The organism is Streptomyces sp. NPDC006643 (genome assembly GCF_042870175.1).
Classification (GTDB): Bacteria; Actinomycetota; Actinomycetes; order Streptomycetales; family Streptomycetaceae; genus Streptomyces.
Genome location: NZ_JBIAHA010000036.1, coordinates 26,504 through 44,562 on the forward strand (window position 1 = coordinate 26,504; position 18,059 = coordinate 44,562).

General features: G+C 70.8%; 15 protein-coding genes. 9 read left to right on the forward strand and 6 right to left on the reverse strand.

Translation table 11 applies throughout. The features are described from left to right. Positions 1–277: 277 nt before the first annotated feature. Positions 278–667, reverse strand: a complete 390-nt coding sequence (gene trxA / locus ACFYNU_RS35595; RefSeq protein ID WP_388768449.1) for a thioredoxin — start codon at positions 665–667, stop codon at positions 278–280. 129 nt (positions 668–796) lie between these two features. On the opposite strand from trxA, the gene ACFYNU_RS35600 reads away from it, so the two are divergent. Then, positions 797–2,227: an NAD(P)/FAD-dependent oxidoreductase gene (locus ACFYNU_RS35600; protein WP_356592381.1), complete on the forward strand. Its 1,431-nt coding sequence runs from the start codon at positions 797–799 to the stop codon at positions 2,225–2,227. Positions 2,228–2,446: 219 nt separating this feature from the next. On the opposite strand, the gene ACFYNU_RS35605 is transcribed toward ACFYNU_RS35600, so the two are convergent. The 3 genes from ACFYNU_RS35605 to ACFYNU_RS35615 form a co-directional block, all read right to left on the reverse strand. Then, positions 2,447–5,836 (reverse strand): hypothetical protein, encoded by a 3,390-nt coding sequence (locus ACFYNU_RS35605; RefSeq protein ID WP_356592379.1) that lies wholly within the window; start codon positions 5,834–5,836, stop codon positions 2,447–2,449. A gap of 143 nt (positions 5,837–5,979) precedes the next feature. After that, positions 5,980–8,250 carry an excinuclease ABC subunit UvrA gene (locus ACFYNU_RS35610; protein ID WP_356592377.1) on the reverse strand — a complete coding sequence of 757 codons (2,271 nt, stop codon included), beginning with the start codon at positions 8,248–8,250 and terminating at the stop codon, positions 5,980–5,982. A gap of 159 nt (positions 8,251–8,409) precedes the next feature. Further along, positions 8,410–9,501, reverse strand: a complete 1,092-nt coding sequence (locus ACFYNU_RS35615) for a magnesium and cobalt transport protein CorA (RefSeq protein WP_356592375.1) — start codon at positions 9,499–9,501, stop codon at positions 8,410–8,412. Positions 9,502–9,700: 199 nt separating this feature from the next. On the opposite strand from ACFYNU_RS35615, the gene ACFYNU_RS35620 reads away from it, so the two are divergent. The 7 genes from ACFYNU_RS35620 to ligD all read left to right on the forward strand — a co-directional run bounded on the left by ACFYNU_RS35620 (position 9,701) and on the right by ligD (position 14,038). Beyond that, positions 9,701–10,492, forward strand: coding sequence for a VOC family protein (locus tag ACFYNU_RS35620; RefSeq protein ID WP_356592373.1), 792 nt, complete (start codon positions 9,701–9,703; stop codon positions 10,490–10,492). 221 nt (positions 10,493–10,713) lie between these two features. Then, positions 10,714–11,073: a hypothetical protein gene (locus ACFYNU_RS35625; RefSeq protein ID WP_356592371.1), complete on the forward strand. Its 360-nt coding sequence runs from the start codon at positions 10,714–10,716 to the stop codon at positions 11,071–11,073. A gap of 37 nt (positions 11,074–11,110) precedes the next feature. Beyond that, positions 11,111–11,515 carry a hypothetical protein gene (locus tag ACFYNU_RS35630; RefSeq protein WP_356592369.1) on the forward strand — a complete coding sequence of 135 codons (405 nt, stop codon included), beginning with the start codon at positions 11,111–11,113 and terminating at the stop codon, positions 11,513–11,515. A 315-nt stretch (positions 11,516–11,830) separates the two neighbouring features. Next, entirely contained in the window at positions 11,831–12,328 is a 498-nt protein-coding gene (locus ACFYNU_RS35635; RefSeq protein WP_356592367.1) for an ATP-binding protein, read from the forward strand. Between the two features lie 172 nt (positions 12,329–12,500). Then, on the forward strand, positions 12,501–12,701 hold the full coding sequence (locus tag ACFYNU_RS35640; RefSeq protein WP_356592365.1) for a hypothetical protein: 201 nt from the start codon (positions 12,501–12,503) through the stop codon (positions 12,699–12,701). Next, the gene (locus tag ACFYNU_RS35645; RefSeq protein WP_388768453.1) at positions 12,702–13,100 is read left to right on the forward strand and encodes a WhiB family transcriptional regulator; all 399 of its coding nucleotides are present in this window, start codon (positions 12,702–12,704) and stop codon (positions 13,098–13,100) included. A gap of 5 nt (positions 13,101–13,105) precedes the next feature. Then, on the forward strand, positions 13,106–14,038 hold the full coding sequence (ligD, locus tag ACFYNU_RS35650; RefSeq protein ID WP_356592521.1) for a non-homologous end-joining DNA ligase: 933 nt from the start codon (positions 13,106–13,108) through the stop codon (positions 14,036–14,038). A 22-nt stretch (positions 14,039–14,060) separates the two neighbouring features. Here the strand turns inward: ligD and ACFYNU_RS35655 are convergent, their stop codons facing one another. Continuing rightward, positions 14,061–14,456 (reverse strand): tetratricopeptide repeat protein, encoded by a 396-nt coding sequence (locus ACFYNU_RS35655; protein WP_356592363.1) that lies wholly within the window; start codon positions 14,454–14,456, stop codon positions 14,061–14,063. Positions 14,457–14,601: 145 nt separating this feature from the next. Here ACFYNU_RS35655 and ACFYNU_RS35660 point away from each other — a divergent pair, with 145 nt between their 5' ends. After that, positions 14,602–15,567 carry a pirin family protein gene (locus tag ACFYNU_RS35660; protein ID WP_356592361.1) on the forward strand — a complete coding sequence of 322 codons (966 nt, stop codon included), beginning with the start codon at positions 14,602–14,604 and terminating at the stop codon, positions 15,565–15,567. Positions 15,568–16,485: 918 nt separating this feature from the next. Here ACFYNU_RS35660 and ACFYNU_RS35665 read toward each other — a convergent pair. Beyond that, the gene (locus ACFYNU_RS35665; RefSeq protein WP_356592359.1) at positions 16,486–17,595 is read right to left on the reverse strand and encodes a hypothetical protein; all 1,110 of its coding nucleotides are present in this window, start codon (positions 17,593–17,595) and stop codon (positions 16,486–16,488) included. Between the last annotated feature and the right edge of the window lie 464 nt (positions 17,596–18,059).

Consider the following 18,059-nt stretch of genomic DNA (forward strand, 5'->3'; position numbering starts at 1 on the left):
GATCGTCCTGACCGGCCTCCCGCCCACGATGGTGTGCCTGCGCAGCGCTCGGGTCAGATGTCACGCGCGAATCTCTCCGTCGGGGGCTCGTATCGGGTGGACGGAGCCAAGGGTGGCGAGACTCCGTGCCCCGTGCGGTACGCGCCCCCCGGCCGGTACCCAGCATGCCTTCCGGGCGCCCCGGGGAGCAACGGTCGATCTTGGCACGGCCCCATTCCCGCCCACGGGGAGACCCTGCCCCGTCGGCCCGCGCATCCGCCGGCCGGACGGGGGTGCCTCAGGCGCTCTCGCCCGGCGTCTTCGCGGCTGCCTCCGCCTCCGCGACCGACTTGCGGACCTCGTCCATGTCGAGCGCGCGCGCCTGTCCGATCACGTCCTCCAGAGCCGTCTCGGGCAGCGCACCGGGCTGGGCGAAGACCGCGACGTTGTCCCGGACGATCATCAGCGTCGGGATGGAACGGATCTCGAACGCCGCTGCCAGCTCCTGCTGCGCCTCCGTGTCGACCTTCGCGAAGACCAGGTCGTCGTGGCGCTCGGACGCCTTCTCGTACACCGGGGCGAACTGACGGCACGGACCGCACCAGGAAGCCCAGAAGTCGATCAGGATGAAGTCGTTCTCCGACACCGTCCGGTCGAAGTTCTCCTTGGTGAGTTCCACAGTGGCCATGACCTGATACCTCTTCCTGTTCTCTCCGGATGAAGCCGCCTCCAACAACGGTGGTCGCCACCGCCGTATTCCTCGCCCATTCCCGAAGATCGTGTGGCCATGCGGCGGGCGCCGCACGAGACTGTCCTCATGACGGAAGCCATTGAGTACGACGTTGTGGTGCTGGGAGCGGGACCGGTCGGGGAGAACGTCGCCGAGCGGGTCAGGGCCGCCGGACTGAGCGCCGCAGTCGTCGAGAGCGAACTGGTCGGCGGCGAGTGCTCCTACTGGGCGTGCATGCCCAGCAAGGCGCTGCTGCGCCCGGTCATCGCCCGTGCGGAGGCACGCCGCGTGCCGGGCCTGAGCCGGTCCGTCCAGGGCCCGCTCGACATGCCGGCCGTCCTCGCGCACCGCGACGAATACACCTCGCACTGGAACGACGACGGCCAGGTCGCCTGGCTCGACTCCATCGGCGCCGTCCTGTACCGGGGCCAAGGCCGGCTCGACGGCAAGAAGCGGGTGACCGTCACCGGCGCCGAGGGCCCCGTACAGGTCCTCACGGCCCGCCACGCCGTCGCCGTCTGCACCGGCACCAGCGCCGTCGTGCCCGACCTGCCGGGCCTGGCGGGCGCCAAGCCCTGGACGAGCCGCGAGGCCACCAGCTCCCCGAGCGTGCCGGACCGGCTCGTGGTCGTGGGCGGCGGCGTGGTCGGCGTCGAGATGGCCACGGCCTACTGCGGCTTCGGCGCGCAGGTCACCCTGCTGGTACGGGGCGAGGGGCTGCTGCCCCGTATGGAGCCCTTCGTGGGGGAACGGATCACCGAGTCGCTGACCGAGGCGGGCGCCTCCGTACGTACGGGCGTCTCGGTCGCGTCCGTCGAGCGCGACGGCGGCAGCGGACCGGTCACGGCGGTCCTCGACAACGGCGAGCGGATCGAGGCGGACGAGATCCTTTTCGCGACCGGCCGGGCACCACGCACCGAGGACATCGGCCTGGACACCGTCGGACTGAAGGCGGGCTCCTGGCTGACGGTCGACGACAGCTGCCGGGTGACGGGCAGCGACTGGCTCTACGCGGTCGGCGACGTCAACCACCGCGCTCTCCTCACCCACCAGGGCAAGTACCAGGCCCGCATCGCGGGCGCGGCGATCGGCGCCAGGGCGCAGCACGTACCCCTGCTGGAGACCGACCGCTGGGGCGCCCACGCGGCGACGGCCGACCACGACGCGGTCCCGCAGGTCGTCTTCACCGACCCGGAGGCGGCGTCGGTCGGCCTCACCCTGGCGGAGGCCGAGGCGGCGGGCCACCGGGTCCGCGCGGTCGACTACGCCATCGAGAACGTCGCGGGTGCGAGCCTGTACGCGGAGGGCTACCAGGGCCACGCCCGGATGATCGTGGACCTGGACAGCGAGATCCTGCGGGGCGTGACGTTCGTGGGCCCGGGGGTCGGCGAACTGCTCCACTCGGCGACGGTGGCGGTGGCGGGCGAGGTCCCGATCAGCCGCCTGTGGCACGCGGTCCCGTCGTACCCGACGATCAGCGAGGTCTGGCTGCGGCTGCTGGAGACGTACCGGGGGTAGCGGCGGCTGGAGGGGGGCGCGCTCGCCGGGCCGGGCTGCTTGACGCCACCGACGGTGCCGCCACCTACGTGCCGGCCCCGCTCTCGACGGACCGAGCCGATGAGGCGAGGCCGTGGACGGGCGGGCTAGCGGCCGGCTCCGGTGGCCGGCCGTCGTCCCCGCACGGCGCGGGGACGACGGCCGCGCCCTGCCGCGCCCTCGCGGCACGCCTCCCCCCGCTCACTCCGCCGGGATGATCACCCCCAGCGCCGCGTCCCGGACATCCGCCGACGGATGGTCCCGCAGTGCCCGCAGGAGCGTGCGCCAGGCGGGTGGCCAGCTGAGGCGGGGGCCCATGAGGGTGATCAGGGCGACGGACAGGAGGCCGGTGGCGGGGTCGCCCGTGTGCGCCAGGTCGGTGGCGGCGGTCAGGGTCGTCGCCGGGGCCGACGGCAGGGGGTGGCGGGCGAGGCTGTCGCGCAGTTGGTCCGCCGTTGCCGCCGCCAAGGCCGGGCGGCCGTGTGCGTTGGCCGCCAAGTCCCTCAGGCGCGTGGTGAGTTCGGGCAGATCGGCGTTCAGGTCGACGAGCGCGCGGAGCACGTCGGCGCGGGCCCGGGCGAGCGACGGCTCGTCGGCCAGTTGGGTGGCCACGGCCGACAGCACCGGACGGGCCTCCGGCTTCGGCCGGTTGAGCAGAGGGCCCAGCAGCGCGAGCAACCGCTGCCGGGACGGCAGATCCCTGTCCGGCGCGGTGCCGGGCTCGCCGGCGGCGATCGCCGGGAGCAGCGCCGCCAGTGTGCCGTGCAGCAGGCTCCCCGGCGCGGCCCCGCCGACGGGATGCGGCAGCCCGGAGACGGCCAGATTGACGATCGTCGTGGTGGCGTGCCGCCAGACGGCGCGTGCCCCGTCCCCCTCGCCGAGGTCGGTGACCCGCTCGGACAGCCCCTCCACCACCTCCGGCGCGTACCGCACCCACTGGAGGAGCGCCCGCAGCCCCGCCGCCGCCGGCTCCAGGTCCGCCGACCGGGACACCTCACCCACCAGGCGGGCGTACCGGCGCCGGTGAGCCTCCGGCAAGGACCGGGCCGGTGTCCGTACGACCGCCTGAAGCACCTGGGGCGCGCCCTGTGTGGCCGCCCTGAGGACGGACCAGGTCTGCTCCTCGGCGAGCAGCTCGGTCGAGAAGGCCACGACCGTCGCCTGTACGTCGGGGTGCCGGGCCGGCGCGTGGAAGGCCGCCGAGAGCAGCGCCGCCGCGCGGGGGAGTGGCAGGAGGGTGGCCGCCAGCCGTACCGCCTCCTTGCGGCTCGTCACCTTCACGCCCTCCTCGGCGGTGAGCAACGCCTCCAGCCGCTCGGCGAGTTGGGACGGCGCGACGAACCGCGCCGCGCGGGACGCGGCGTACACGGCCACCCGGGCGCGGTCGCCCCCGGCCTGGCCCAGCAGCACCGGGAGCGAGTCCTGCGGATCGTCGGCCCATACGAGCGCGCCGAGCGCGGCCTCGGCCAGCACCACCTCCGGGGAGCCGGCGTACCGCAGCCCGAGCGCACGCCCGTACCCCGGGACCGTCGCGGCGGCCCGGATCGCGGCGGCGCGCCGGTGGAGCGGCTGCGACTCGTCGCCGGCCGCCGCCGCGGCCATGGCGCCCGCCGCCGCCTGCTGGCGCGGCGACCAGCGTTCGGCGTGACGGAGATCAGGCAGCGGCTGACGCGTACCGCGTCTGAGGAAGCGGCCGTACGGCGGCGGCCCGCCGAGCACCACGTCCAGCAGATCGGTCCGACGGGTCGTCAGAACCCGTTCCACCGGGGCGAGTACGGCCGCCGACGGTTCGAGCTCCAGGATCCTGGCCACCCGCTCGCCCCGGCCGGACGTCGGCCGGAGCCAGTGGGCCGCCGCCGTCGTGAACGCGCTGTCGTCGCCGTGCCTCAGGGCGTCTTCGAGCAGCCCCTGGAGGACGGGCATCCGGTGGGCACGCCTGCCGAGCGAGGCCGTGAGCGTGAACAGCGGCTGATAGTCGCCCTTCTCCGCCACCGCGTCCAGCCACGGGCGCAGCGCGTCGAGCACCTGGTGCTCCTGGCCGCGTCGCAGCGTACGGTCGAGCGCGCCGAGCCGGCCCACGCCGACATGGGCGGCGATCCGTTCCAGGGCGCTCAACGACCAATCCACCAGGGCCTGTTCGCCGCCCACCGCGTGCTCGCGGAGCAGGGCCGTCGCCAGCTTCCTGACGGCCTCCGTGGTGGTGTGGGAGATGTCCCGCGCCTCCAGGGCGTCCCGCAGGACGCGGTCCAGCGTCCCCGCGCACTCGGCCGTGAACAGGCCGGGGTGCACATCGGCGAGCGCGCGCAGCGCGGCGCCGCGTACCGGATCCTGTTCGTTGCGCAGCCGAAGCAGCTCGGTCAGCGTCTCGTGCACGGCCGTCCGGTCGCGGGAGCGCGCGGCGTTGGCGACGAGCAGCGGCCAGGCGAGTGCGCGGTCGGCCGCGTTCGGGCGCCGGGTCCCCGCGAGCAGCTCGGTCCGTGCCTCGTCGACCGGGCCGTACGCGACCAGTTCCAGGATCTCGTACCAGGACCGGCCCGTCTCGCGGCGCCGGGCCGCCCACCGGCGGGCCTCCGCCCAGCGGCGCTCGCGCGGCAGCAGGGCGAGCACCGGCAGCACGTCGCGGACGTCGGCCTCGACGCCCTCCGTCACCAGGTCGAAGAAATCACTCCGGCGGTGCGGCGGCAGCGCCTTGAGCAGATCGAAGAGGAGGAAGGGTATGCGGTCGGCCCAGTGGCGGCCGAGCGCCGGCAGCGAAGGAGGGTCGGCGTGGACGAGCCGCCGCAGGACGGACACCGACGGCTGCGCCGGATGCGACGACCTACTCCGGTCCCGTGGCAGCAGCAGCCGTACGGTGCGCTCCGCGTCGACGGTCACCAGCTCGTTCAGCCGCTGCACGAGCGCTGCCGGAAGCGGCTCGGGCCCGTGCCGCTCCAGCATCGACAGCACCCGCTCGGCGCGGACGGAGACGGCCGCGGCCACCCCCTCCGCCCAGCGGTGCCAGGCGGCGTCGCGTTCGGCGCGCGGGCGGTCCGCCAGATCCCTCTCCACATGGTCGAGGACCTGATCGGGGAAGTTGAGGCCGAGCTTGGTCCAGGACTCGACGGCGTAGGAGAGCTCGGGCAGCGCCGCCGCGACGAACTGCGCCGAACAGACCGGCAGCAGCTTGGCCGCCGTGCGGTCACCCCACCGCTCGCGCAGCCTCGGGACCAGGCGCTCGGCCAGTGCCGTACGCCCGCTCGCCAGCACCACCTCGCCCAGCCGCTGCCTGGCGTCGGCCGAAGCGTCCTCGTACGCCGCCTCGATCGCGGCATCCGGCAGCGGGAGCGTGCGAGCGGCCCGCAGCGCGTACGCCCGGACCACCGGGTCCCGGTCGGTCAGCCCATCGGCCAGGAAGTCCAGCTGCCGGCCGACCAGCGCGGCGAACGCCGCGAGCCGTCGCTCGTAGGTGCCACGGCCCGCCAACTCGGCTACCAGGGCAGGCAGTTCGTCAGCCGTCGGCAGTGAACGGACAGTGCGGGCAAGGTGCTTGAGGCGGTCCGGGTACGACAGCGGTTCGAGCGCGGCGAGCAGACGGTCGACGGTGAGTGGCATGACCGCGATTGTGCCCGGTGGGGTGGGACGGGCCCAGCGGATATACGCGGGCGGTGCCGCTCCCACGCACCGTCCGCCGGGCCCACGCATCGTCCGCCGGGCTCCGACGTACCGTCCGCCGGGCTCCCCGTACCGCCCCGGGACTACGGCTGGGTACCGACGTACTCCCGCAGATGGCGGGCCGTGACCGTGTCCGAGTGCGCCACCAGATCCGCCGGCGTACCCGTGAAGACGACCTGCCCGCCGTCGTGCCCACCGCCCGGCCCCAGGTCCACCAGCCAGTCCGCGTGGGCCATCACCGCCTGGTGGTGCTCGATCACGATCACCGTGTTGCCCGCGTCCACCAGCCGGTCGAGCAGCGCCAGCAGCTTGTCCACGTCCGCCATGTGCAGTCCGGTCGTCGGCTCGTCCAGGATGTAGACGGAGGACTTCTCCGCCATCTGGATCGCCAGCTTCAGCCGCTGCCGCTCACCGCCCGACAGGGTGTTCAAGGGCTGGCCGAGCCGCAGATAGCTCAGCCCCACATCCGTGAGCCGGCCGAGGATCGCGTGCGCCTGCCCGCCGGGGAAGTAGTCGTACGCCTCCGCGACCGACATCGAGAGCACCTCGCTGATGTTCTTGCCGTTCAGCTGGTAGGTGAGCACCTCGGGGGTGAACCGCTTGCCCTCGCACTTCTCGCACACCGAGGCGACGCCCGCCATCATCGCGAGGTCGGTGTAAACCAGCCCGAGCCCGTTGCAGTTGGGGCAGGCGCCCTCCGAATTCGCGCTGAACAGCGCCGCCTTGACACCGTTGGCCTTGGCGAACGCGGTACGGATCGGGCTCAACAGCCCTGTGTACGTCGCCGGGTTGCTCCGCCGCGAACCCCGGATCGGTGACTGGTCCGCCACCACCACCCCGTCCCGGCCGGAGAGATAGCCGTGGATCAGCGACGACTTGCCCGACCCCGCCACCCCGGTGATCACGCTCAGCACACCGGTCGGGATGTCGACGCTCACGTTCTTCAGATTGTGCAGATCGGCGCCCTCGATGGACAGCTGCCCACGCGGCTCACGCACCGACTCCCGCAGCCCCGCCCGGTGTTCGAGGTGCCGCCCGGTCAGGGTGCCCGACGCGCGCAGCCCCGCCACGTCGCCCGTGTAGCAGATCTGCCCGCCCGCCGTACCCGCGCCGGGACCCAGATCCACCACATGATCGGCTATCGCGATGACCTCGGGCTTGTGCTCCACGACCAGCACCGTGTTGCCCTTGTCCCGCAGCCGTAGCAGCAGGTCGTTCATCCGCCGGATGTCGTGCGGGTGCAGCCCGATGGTGGGCTCGTCGAAGATGTACGTGGCGTCGGTGAGGCTGGAGCCCAGATGCCGCACCATCTTCACGCGCTGCGCCTCACCGCCGGAGAGGGAGGACGAAGCGCGGTCCAGGCTCAGATAGCCCAGTCCGATCTCGACCAGCGACTCCAGCAGATCCCGCAGATTGCCGAGCAGCGGAGCCACGCCCGGATCGTCGATCTTCCGTACGTACTCGGCCAGATCGCTGATCTGCATCGCCGAACACTCGGCGATGTTCACGCCGTCGATCTTCGAGGACAGCGCGGCGGCGCTCAGCCGGCTGCCGCCGCAGGACGGGCACTCGGCGAAGACCACGGCCCGGTCCACGAAGGCCCTGACATGGGACTGCATCGAGTCCCGGTCCTTGACCAGGATCGTACGGTTGAGCTTGGTGATGAGGCCCTCGTACGTCATGTTGTTGGAGCCGACCTTGACCTTGGTCGCGGTCTTGTGGAGGAAGACCTCCCACTCCTCGGGCGTGAAGTCCTTGAGCTTCTTGTCCGGGTCGTAGAAGCCCGAGGCGACCATGATCTGCCAGTACCAGGCGTCGATCTGGAAGCCGGGGACGGTGATCGCGCCCTCGTTCAGGGAGAGTTCGCGGTTGACGAGCTGGTCGATGTCTATCGTCGAGACCTGACCGACGCCCTCGCACTCGGCGCACATGCCCTCGGCGGCGTTGAAGCTGAAGGCGGTCGAGGTCCCGATGTGCGGGGTGCCGAGCCGGCTGTAGATGATCCGCAGCATGGTGTACGCGTCGGTCGCCGTCCCCACCGTGGAACGGGAGTTGGCGCCCATCCGCTCCTGGTCCACGACGATCGCCGCGCTCAGATTGTGCAGCGAGTCGACGTCCGGCCGGCCCATGCTCGGCATGAAGCCCTGGACGAAGGCGCTGTACGTCTCGTTGATCAGGCGCTGGGACTCGGCGGCGATGGTGCCGAAGACGAGCGAGGACTTGCCGGATCCCGAGACGCCGGTGAAGACCGTGAGCCGGCGCTTGGGGATGTCCAGCGAGACCTCCCTCAGGTTGTTCTCGCGGGCTCCGCGGACCTTGATCACGTGGTGACTGTCGGCGGCTGGGATGTTCACGGACTGCTCCTCGTGCTTCTCGGCGAGCAGCTAGCGTACACCGTACTCAGAGTGGATCGCACATACATTCGAAATGATAGTGCCGACAGTCCCGGACGTGGGTGCTGATGAGTGGTGGGCGGGCGCGGGGCGTACGGGGCTACGGCCGCGCGGTACCCGCTACAGCCAGCCGTTGCGGCGGAAGCTGCGGTGGAGGACGTAGCACGCCGCCGCCATGACGCCGACGACCGTCGGATAGCCGTACGTCCACCCCAGACCGGGCATGTGCTCGAAGTTCATCCCGTAGATCCCGCAGACCATCGTCGGCACCGCGATGATCGCGGCCCACGCGGTGATCTTGCGCATGTCCTCGTTCTGCGCGACGGTCACCTGCGCGAGATGGGCCTGGAGGATCGAGTCCAGCAGATTGTCGAAGGCCGCTATCTGTTCGGTGAGCCGGGCCAGATGATCGGCGACGTCACGGAAGTACGGGCGCACCTGGGGAGTGACGGCCGGCAACGTCCGGTTGGCGAGCATGTCGAGCGGCCGGTCCAGCGGCGCCACGGCCCGCTTCAGCTCCAGCAGTTCCCGCTTGAGCTGGTAGATGCGTCCGGCGTCGCCCTTGCCCGCCCGGCCCGCCGCCTCGTTGAAGACGGCGGTCTCGACATGATCGATGTCGTCCTGGACGGCGTCCGCCACGGCGAGGGAGTCGTCGACGACCTGGTCCGCGATCGCGTGCAGTACGGACGAGGTCCCCATCGCCAGCCGCTCGGGCGCGGCCTCCAGCCGTTCCCTCAGCGGACCGAGCGAACCGTGCCTGCCATGCCGGATCGTGATGACGAAGTCGGCCCCCGTGAAGACCATCAGCTCGCCCGTGTCCACCACTTCGCTGGTGGCGGTGAGCGCCTCGTGCTCGACATAGCGGCAGGTCTTGAAGACCGCGAACAGCGCCCCGTCGTAACTCTCGACCTTCGGCCGCTGATGCGCGTGCACGGCGTCCTCGACAGCCAGCGGATGGAGCCCGAACAGCTCGGCGAGGCCCTTGAGCTCGGACGCGTCGGGCTCGTGCAGACCGATCCATACGAAGCCCCTGCCGGACCTCCGGACCCGTCGCACGGCTTCGTCGACGGGGCAGTCGCCCGGCTGACGTATCCCGTTCTCGTAGATCACACAGTTCACCACCGCGCTGCCGAGAGGCGACCGGGCCGGGTGGCTGAGGTCGACAGTGCTGCGGTAGACGCGCCGCACCGCCCGGCGAAGGCGACGGATCATGGGCACGAGCAGGCTCCGTTCGATGGATCGGCGGCCAGTCTGCCACCACGCGCCGGGCGCCGTCCCCGGTCCCCGGCAGCCCGTTCGCGCCGCCTCGCCCCGGGCGACATGCGGGCCGCGTGCTCTGCTGGCACAGTCGTCAGGAGCGGAGGGGAGCGCGGGGGCATCCACTGGCACGACCGGAGTGAGGCGAGCGGCCATGGCGGCGAGGCATCCTGCGTTCGGGGCCCCGTGCTGGGCGAGCCTGCTGGCCCGCGACCTGGACGACACGCGGAACTTCTACGGAGCCGTACTGGGCTGGACCTTCCGCCCGGCCGGCCTCGACGACCAGTTCGTCGTGGCGGAGACGGGCGGCGTACCGGTCGCGAGCATCGGGGCGCTGGCGCCCGCCCTCCAGGTGGCGGTGGCCTGGACGCCGTACTTCGTGGTGAGCGACGTGAACGCCACGGCCTCCCGGATCCGGGAGCGCAGCGCCACGGTCGCCGTGGGCCCGCTGGCCTTCGAGATGGGCCGGGCGGCCCTCGCCGCCGACCGGGACGGGGCCGTCTTCGGCTTCTGGGAAGGCGAGCCGCTGCCCGACGCCACGGTCAAATCCGGCTCACCGCCCTTCCGGCTGGAGCTGCGCACGTACGACGCCATCGCCTCGGCGATCTTCTACGGCGAGGTGCTGCACTGGGCCGACGACGGGCTCGGCGGCATCGACGTCAGCTACGAGGAGGACCACGTCGTGCTCCGTACGGGACACGGCTCCGGGCATGTCGTGGCGCGCATAAGCAGCGGCGGCGTCGAGGCGGCGGTCAACCCGCATCTGCGGCCACGCTGGCACGTGTCGTTCCCCGTGGACGGCGTGAAGGCCGTGCGAGCGGCGGTCGAGGCGGCCGAGGAACGGGGCGGCGCCGTGGTCGCGGCGGAGGAGACGGCGTACGAAGGTGGGGAGCAGGTCACACTGCGGGACCCCGACGGCGGGCTCTTCACCTTGACGGACCGCTGAGGAACGAGTGAGGAGCGGTGAGGACCGGTGGGCCACTGAGACCGCTGAGGGCGACTGACGGACCTCTGACGACGACTGACGGACCGCTGCGAACAGCTGACCACGGACCGCTGCGAACAGCTGACCGACCGACGACCGGACCGGACCGCCCGCTTTCCCGCTCGGTGAGTGGGTAAGCGGCGAGGACCCGGCGAGAGCCCGGCGACGAAAGGGATCATCACGTGAGCCAGCGACATCCGGAGGACTCGGAAGGCAACGGCCAGGGCCAAGGCCAGGGCCAGGACCAGGGCAGCGGCCCCGGCAGCGGCAACGGCGCGGCCGTCCCGAGGGATCTGCCCGACCAGCACGCCCGGCCCGGAGACGATCCGCTGGACGTGGACATCGAGGGGCTGGACTCGTCCGACGGCGACTCCGACGACTCCGACGACGCCGATGAATCCGAGGACTCCGGAGCCCCGGACGCCTCCGGGAGCCCCGACGTCCCCGACGCCCCGGACGAGGCGGGCGCGGGCCGGCGCGGCAGTCCCCACCCGGGCGGGGTGCATCCCGAGCAGCCCGTCCCCGACGAACCGTCGGGCTGACCGGCCCGGCGTTCACTTCCCAGCGGAGGAGCCCACGGTGAAAAGCACCCACAAGTCCACCCCCGACCACACCCCGGCACACAGCGCCGACGCCGACGTCACGGTGGAACTCAGCGGCTGCGAGGCCGAGGACGCGCACGCCGTGTTCGGCGCGCTGCGCACCGCCTTCGCCTCCGACCGCGCGTCCGACGACAGACCGCAGGAAGTGGCGGGCGCCCGCCCGACGGTCTGGAGCTCGACCTTCGACGTGTCGGAGGTACGGGCCAAGGCCGACCCGGCCCGGCTGACCAAGCCGGTCACGGCGGACCTCCAGGGCGGCTACTGGGCCGTCGCCAGGCTCCAAGAGGCCCTGACCGGGGCATTCGCCGTCGAGGTGCTGGGTACGGCCGCAGGCGACCAGGAGCAGGAGGCGCAGCTGCGGCTGGAGACGCGCCGCCCCTGAGGATTACGCACCTGGCACCGGGCGCCGATATCACCCACGGTGAACACGGCTGCCGGACGCAAGCGGCTCCGGCCGGCCTCCGGGCCGCGCCCGCAGGACCGTCCGATGGGCCGCGGACCTGCTCCGACCTGCGGGGTCCGGTGCCCCCGGCGGTAGCCGTACGTATCGGTGGCAATCCGAGAAGTTGCGCATTCGGCTCCGTCGGGTCAGTCTTTTCAGTGACCCAGAAGTGGCAAATGCTCACGCTTCGTATTCGGGGGTCGTTGCAACAACGAGGTGAAGACGGTGAGCCTCTGTGTGTGAGGAGCCTCGACCATGACGATTCCACGCGGCCGTTACTACGTGGTGGAATTGCACGCCTCTCCGGAGCGCGTATCGCAGATACGGCGCATCGTCGCCGCACACCTTCGACACTGGAATCTCGACCCGCACGTCGACCCGGTCTGCTCGGGCATCGACGAACTGCTCACCAACGTCCACCGGCATGTCGGTACGGACAACAAGTGCATGGTCGAGATCCGCTGGACCGGCCGGTATCTCACGGCCGCCGTCTCGGACAACGGTCCCGAGCTGCCCCCGCTCACCTCGGCCGGTGGCGGCGGGCTCGCCCGTCTCGCGTCGCTGAGCGACAGCTGGGGCACGTGTGGCACGGAAGAGGGCAAGGTCGTCTGGTTCACCAGGAGCGTCGAGGCGCCGCAGAACGTCCTGCGCCTGCCCGTCGTCCCGGTGGGCGGGACCGACGCCGCGGCGAAGGAGCCGATGCCGGCCCTGACCCTGGCGCCGGCGTTCGTGCCGTCGCTCGCCTCGGCCTGACGGCGTACAGCACATCACGCACGGCGGGCCGGGTCGCCGAGCCGTATCAACGGCCCGTCCCAGCCCGCCCCGCCGGCCCGTTCCGCGCAGGCAACGCTTTTCCATGCGGAGACGTCGGGTACCCGCACGGTGAGACCCCGCGCCACGGAGGCGCGGAGACAAGGAGATTGAGATGGAATCCGATCGAGGCCCAGGCCCGATAGGCACGCGCGGCCGATCGACCGCGCGCGACGGCCAGTTGCGTACGTGCGTGCCGGCGCGCGTCACGACACGCGAACGTGAACGCGAGCGCGAGCGCGCGGCGAGAGACGGCGGCGCGGAACGCCAGGAGACGGTGGATCAGGACTGGAACGTGGTGCGGGGAGAGGACTGAATGACTGCGCGGGCAGAGATCGATCAGACAGGAACGACGGACCGGAGCCGTACGGAATACGGCGCGGACACGTGGGAATGGCTGCGGGACGCGGCCTGCGTGGGCGCCGACCCCGAACTCTTCTTCCCGGTGGGGGAGTCCGACCCCGCCGCCGAGCAGGTGGCACGGGCCAAGGCGGTGTGTCATAGCTGCCCGGTGGAGCGCCAGTGCCTGGCGTGGGCGCTCGACACCGGCCGTACGTCGGGAGTCTGGGGCGGTACGGACGAGGACGAGCGGCGCCGGATGCGCCGCAACGAACGACGCAGGGTGCCCGCGCAGCGCGGCCGGCAGGCGGCGGGGCCGGGCGGGACGCGCCGTCCCCGTACCCACGGGCAACGGCGCGGCCCCGAGGAGGCGTGAGCGCGATGGGCGCGGACTCCGCCGGCGCGGAGGAGGGGAGCGTACGGGCCGGTCGTCGGACCGTACGGATCCGCCGGCCGCGGAAGGTCCTGTTCCCCGGCTCCACCGGGGCGGGCCTCACGAAGGCGGATCTCGTCGAGTACTACCGCTCCGTCGCCCGCCACATGGTGCCCGAACTCCGGGGGAGACCCCTGATGTTGGAGAGACACCCGGACGGACTCGACGGCCCCCGCTTCATGCAGAAGAACATCCCGGGGAACTATCCCGACTGGGCGCGGCGGGCCGAGATGGCGAAGAAGGGCGGGACCGTCACCCACCCGGTCTGCGACGACACGGCGACGCTCGTGTATCTCGCCGACCAGGCGACCGTCACCTTCCACCGCTGGCTGTCACGGGCGGACCGCCCGGACCACCCGGACCGGCTGGTGTTCGACCTCGACCCGGCGCGGGACGACTTCGAGCCCGTACGCGCCGCCGCGCTGCTCCTCCGGGAGCTGCTGGACGAACTGGCCCTGCCCGCCCTGCCGATGACGACCGGGTCCAAGGGGCTGCATGTGATCGTCCGGCTGGACAGACGTACCGCGTTCGACGAGGTACGGGCGTTCGCCATGGATGTGGCGCGGGTGCTGGCCGCCCGTGATCCGGACCGGCTCACCACGGAGCAGCGCACGGACGCGCGCGCCGGGCGGCTCTATCTGGACGTGCAGCGCAACGCGTACGCGCAGACGGCCGTCGCGCCCTTCTCCGTACGTCCGAGGGAAGGCGCGCCGGTCGCGACGCCGATCAGCTGGGACCAGGTGAAGGACCCGGCGGTCACGGCGCGGCGCTGGACGGTGGGAGACGTACTGGAGCAGGCGCGCACCCGCCCCTGGTCCGATGTTCCGACCAGGGGCAGGTCGCTCGCCCCGGCGCGACGCCGGCTGGACGCCCTGCTGTAGACGCCGCGCTCCGGACGCCGCCTCAGACGGTGCTGCCGGTGTTGCCGCTGCCGCCGGTGTTGTCGGTGCTGTCGGTCGCGGGGAAGTCGCCCGCGAGCGCGGCGGCCATCCGCAGATGCGGCGCGGCCTCGCCGTCCCGCCCCTGCCGCTCCAGCGTGCGGCCCAGCATGAGGCGCGCGTACTGCTCGACGGGGTCACGCTCCAGTACGGCGAGCAGTTCCGTCTCCGCCTTGCGGAGCCGGGCGGAGTGGTAGTAGGCACGGGCGAGCAGCAGCCGCGGCCCGACCTGCTCGGGGACCTCGGCCACGAGCCCGTCGAGGATGCCGGCGGCCGTGACGTACTCCTGGGCGTCGAAGAACTGCTGAGCACGCGCCCAGCGCTCGGCGGCGGTTCCGAAGTCGTAGTAGGTGCTGTTCACTTGCCCTCCCTTGCTCCCCGGCGATGCCCGGCGACTGCTTACATGACGGCACAACACACCGAGGTCGTTGAACATTCCACTACCGCCTGGACCGTTATCGCGTGGATGCTGCCGCGGGGCACCGGACGGGATTAGGTTGGGCGCCATGAGCAATCTTGATCGTCAGGCGACGCTCTCCGTCTGCGGCGGCCGTGGCTTCGTCGTCGCCGAGCCGGTGCGTGAACTCCTCAGCCCCCGACACGTCAAGCTCGGCGAGTCCACGGAGGTGCGCAGGCTGCTGCCCAACCTCGGGCGACGCATGGTCGGCGCGTGGGCCTTCGTCGACCACTACGGCCCCGACGACATCGCCGACGAGCCCGGCATGCAGGTCCCGCCCCACCCGCACATGGGCTTGCAGACGGTCAGCTGGCTCCACGACGGCGAGGTCCTGCACCGCGACAGCCTGGGCAGCCTCCAGACCGTACGCCCCCGGGAACTGGGCCTGATGACCTCGGGCCGCGCGATCAGCCACTCCGAGGAGAGCCCCCGCCCCCACGCCCGGCTGCTGCACGGCGCCCAGCTGTGGGTCGCGCTCCCCGACGCCCACCGCGACGTGGCCCCGCACTTCCAGCACCACGCGGACCTCCCCGTGGTCACGGCCCCGGGCCTGACGGCCACGGTCATCCTGGGCACCCTGGACGGCACCACCTCCCCGGGCACGACGTACACGCCTCTGGTCGGCGCGGATCTGTCCCTCACCCCGGGCACCGACGCGCGACTGCCCCTCGACCCGGACTTCGAGTACGCGGTCCTGGCGATGTCGGGCGAGGCGAAGGTCGACGGCGTCCCGGTCCCGGCGGGCTCGATGCTCTACCTCGGCTGCGGCCGAACGGAACTCCCGATCCGCACGGACTCCGAGGCGGGCCTGATGCTGCTGGGCGGCGAGCCGTTCGAGGAGGAGATCGTGATGTGGTGGAACTTCATCGGCCGCTCGCACGAGGAGATCGAGGCGGCCCGCAAGGACTGGATGAACTCCACCCGCTTCGGCGAGGTCACCGGCTATGACGGCACCCGCCTCCCGGCCCCCGAACTCCCGCCGGTGGCCCTGAAACCACGCGGCCGGGTGCGCTGACCCGACCTGATCGATTCTTTCGACGGCCCGCCGCCTGGCCTTCACCGAGCCCCCTCACCGGACCGGCGAGGGGGCTCAACTTTGCCTGCTGGTGGTGTTCCCTCGGAGTGGGCGGCGGTCGCAGGTGTTGGCACCTGTGACCAGGTCTAATCAAACACTTGCTGACCCTTTGCTGACCTTACTGACGAGTAATCAGGTTCTGCCATCGAGATGATGATCAGGTCGGGTGCCGTACGGTCGTTGGCGCGATGCTGGACGAGTTCGCGTTGGCAGCCGTGCTGGCGGCCTGCTTGGTCAGACACCGGGGAGGATGTGCCGCCCAAACCGCGCGGGAAGCGAAACGTGAATGCTCCCGTATTTCCTGCCGAGTCGGCGTTGGTCGAACGGAGGTTTTGCCTGTTTTCGATGACGCACCACGTGGACTGCCTGGCGATCCTCGAACCGGCGGCGAAGAGCTTCTGACCTGCAGTCTTATGCGTGCGCGTTATGTGCGGTGTGGGCGTTACGGGCGATATCTCGACGCTGAAATGACGCTCGTTCTGATGGTGTGTCGGGTGAGCTGGTGGGCGGGTCGGGCTCTGTCGGGGTGGCGCATATCGATAGGGCGCCGCAGCTAGGCGACACTGAGCGCAGATCCATTGAGTCCTGCTGGTCAGATATCAGGTAAGAGACCAGCGAGCGCGGTGGCTTGCCGCGATGAGTGGCTGATCACTGCTGGCCTGCGTGAATGACCTTTCAGCTATTTCAGGTTCGTACCGGCTGGTGGGGCCGGGAGTCCCAAGAGGGCTCCCACTCCTGATGGATGCCCTTTCCGGTTTCATGCAGGCAGTTGCGATCCTCGGTCTGCCCGGAGAGGGGGACCGTCACACCAAGAAGTCGGTTTCCGGAACTGATCCCGTCGTGTTGCGATCCTTGGTGTCAGTTCGCGGGCAATCGTTTTTCTGCGCACACCTCGTGTGTTGGCTTGCCTCGGTCGTCCAGCATGTTGCTTGGTCGGCCGCAGTGCTGGCATGGCATCGGAGTTTCGGACCAGTGGTCTCGGCTGCTCCAGTCCAGGCAGGGGTCCGTCCGTACCTCGATCCGCGACCGGCTTATCGGGCGTTTCCGGCACGTTGGGCCAGCGTCCGCCACGGAAAGGGATGTCGGTGGTTGCCGGACCGCGCCCAGGGAGCGGGCCGTTCGCCCGAGGGTGTCCTCGTACTGCTTCAGTTCGACGGTCGATGTCCAGAAGTGGAACGTGGTCCGGAACTCTCGGACTCCGGCCTGGACGATCTCGCTGGCAGCGACGGCGCGCACGAAGTCGTCGTATGCGATCTGCCGCAGGTGCGAGACGGGATGCCACTTACCGCACTTGCCGGTCCGCTTGGTCAGGCACGGCCTGGCCCGGCGTTCGTCGCACTTCTCCATCTCCAGCCGTCGGTATCCGCCGCGGATCAGTAGATGCTTTCCGTCACGGATGGCCTTCGGGGGCAGGTCCTTGTCCGTGCGCGTCCAGGCGACCTCGTTGCGCTCGAACATCTGCGTATCATCGGTGTGCCACGCGGCACTGATGCCATGGTCGGCAGCCGCCCTGTTCCGCTGCCAGACCGATGCGGCCCGGACATGAGTGCGTTGTATTTCGAAAGCGGTGGGTTTGGCCGCGGCCCCGTAGACCAGTACGTCGCTGCGGACCTTGCCATCGGGGGTGCGTACTTCAGTCTCGGCCCGGTGGCCGGCCTCGACGGCCACGCGAACCGTGCGCTCCTTGTACGCCTGATGCTCCGGGCTCTCGTTCGCATGGTGACGCTTCTCGGCAGACGTCTTCTGGTGAGCGGCGATGAGCAGCCCGTTGCGCTCGTAGACGTGCATCCATTCTTCGTAGCCGCGCTGTCGGCACACGTCACCGCATTGCAACCCTCTTTTGCTGAGGGGGCGTCGGGTGTCGGCCAGCAGGAAAACCCGCAGCCCTGGAAGGTCCGGCCGTCCGAGTTCCGGCTCCCGAAGGTCCAGAAGCCCGAACTTCGTGTGCCAGAGCAAGCTGTTCACCATCGCCAGCACTCTCCTGCTCTGCGCCGCAGCGCCCCAACTACTCGCCGACACAGGGGTGTCGACGAAAACAGCGTGCCGCACGCCACTGACAGCGAGTACCCACATGGGGGCGATGTGTAAAGCCGCAGTCCGTCTCAGGTGTGAGGAGATGTCCCACCGAGGACCGGCCGCGCCCAGGCCGCGGAGGGTGAAAGCAAGTCAGATCGAGCGGAAGAGGCCCGCTCGGTCTGTAACCTGCTGCGATAAGCAGGCAAGGAGTACTGACCAGCAGCGATGGCTTTTCTGGTGTTTCACCTTCATGCCTGTTTATGCCGACGAAAGTCCCAGAGAAGTCCCAGTGGGATCTTGCGTCTTCGCACTGGTGTAAAGCACCGGCAGGTTCTTCGACTGCTGGTGATTGGGCTGCCGCACCGGCGCTGACCAGCGGAGATGCCGTTTGATGGTGCGGTCGGGGTGACGTTGGG

Excerpts from the sequence above, each read along its gene's own strand:
- ACFYNU_RS35620 (WP_356592373.1), top strand. The coding sequence starts at position 9,701 with ATGGCGGCGAGGCATCCTGCGTTCGGGGCCCCGTGCTGGGCGAGCCTG.
- ACFYNU_RS35645 (WP_388768453.1), top strand. The coding sequence starts at position 12,702 with ATGACTGCGCGGGCAGAGATCGATCAGACAGGAACGACGGACCGGAGC.
- ACFYNU_RS35635 (WP_356592367.1), top strand. The coding sequence starts at position 11,831 with ATGACGATTCCACGCGGCCGTTACTACGTGGTGGAATTGCACGCCTCT.
- ligD (WP_356592521.1), top strand. The coding sequence starts at position 13,106 with ATGGGCGCGGACTCCGCCGGCGCGGAGGAGGGGAGCGTACGGGCCGGT.
- trxA (WP_388768449.1), bottom strand. The coding sequence starts at position 667 with ATGGCCACTGTGGAACTCACCAAGGAGAACTTCGACCGGACGGTGTCG.
- ACFYNU_RS35665 (WP_356592359.1), bottom strand. The coding sequence starts at position 17,595 with ATGGTGAACAGCTTGCTCTGGCACACGAAGTTCGGGCTTCTGGACCTT.
- ACFYNU_RS35615 (WP_356592375.1), bottom strand. The coding sequence starts at position 9,501 with ATGATCCGTCGCCTTCGCCGGGCGGTGCGGCGCGTCTACCGCAGCACT.
- ACFYNU_RS35600 (WP_356592381.1), top strand. The coding sequence starts at position 797 with ATGACGGAAGCCATTGAGTACGACGTTGTGGTGCTGGGAGCGGGACCG.
- ACFYNU_RS35640 (WP_356592365.1), top strand. The coding sequence starts at position 12,501 with ATGGAATCCGATCGAGGCCCAGGCCCGATAGGCACGCGCGGCCGATCG.
- ACFYNU_RS35660 (WP_356592361.1), top strand. The coding sequence starts at position 14,602 with ATGAGCAATCTTGATCGTCAGGCGACGCTCTCCGTCTGCGGCGGCCGT.
- ACFYNU_RS35605 (WP_356592379.1), bottom strand. The coding sequence starts at position 5,836 with ATGCCACTCACCGTCGACCGTCTGCTCGCCGCGCTCGAACCGCTGTCG.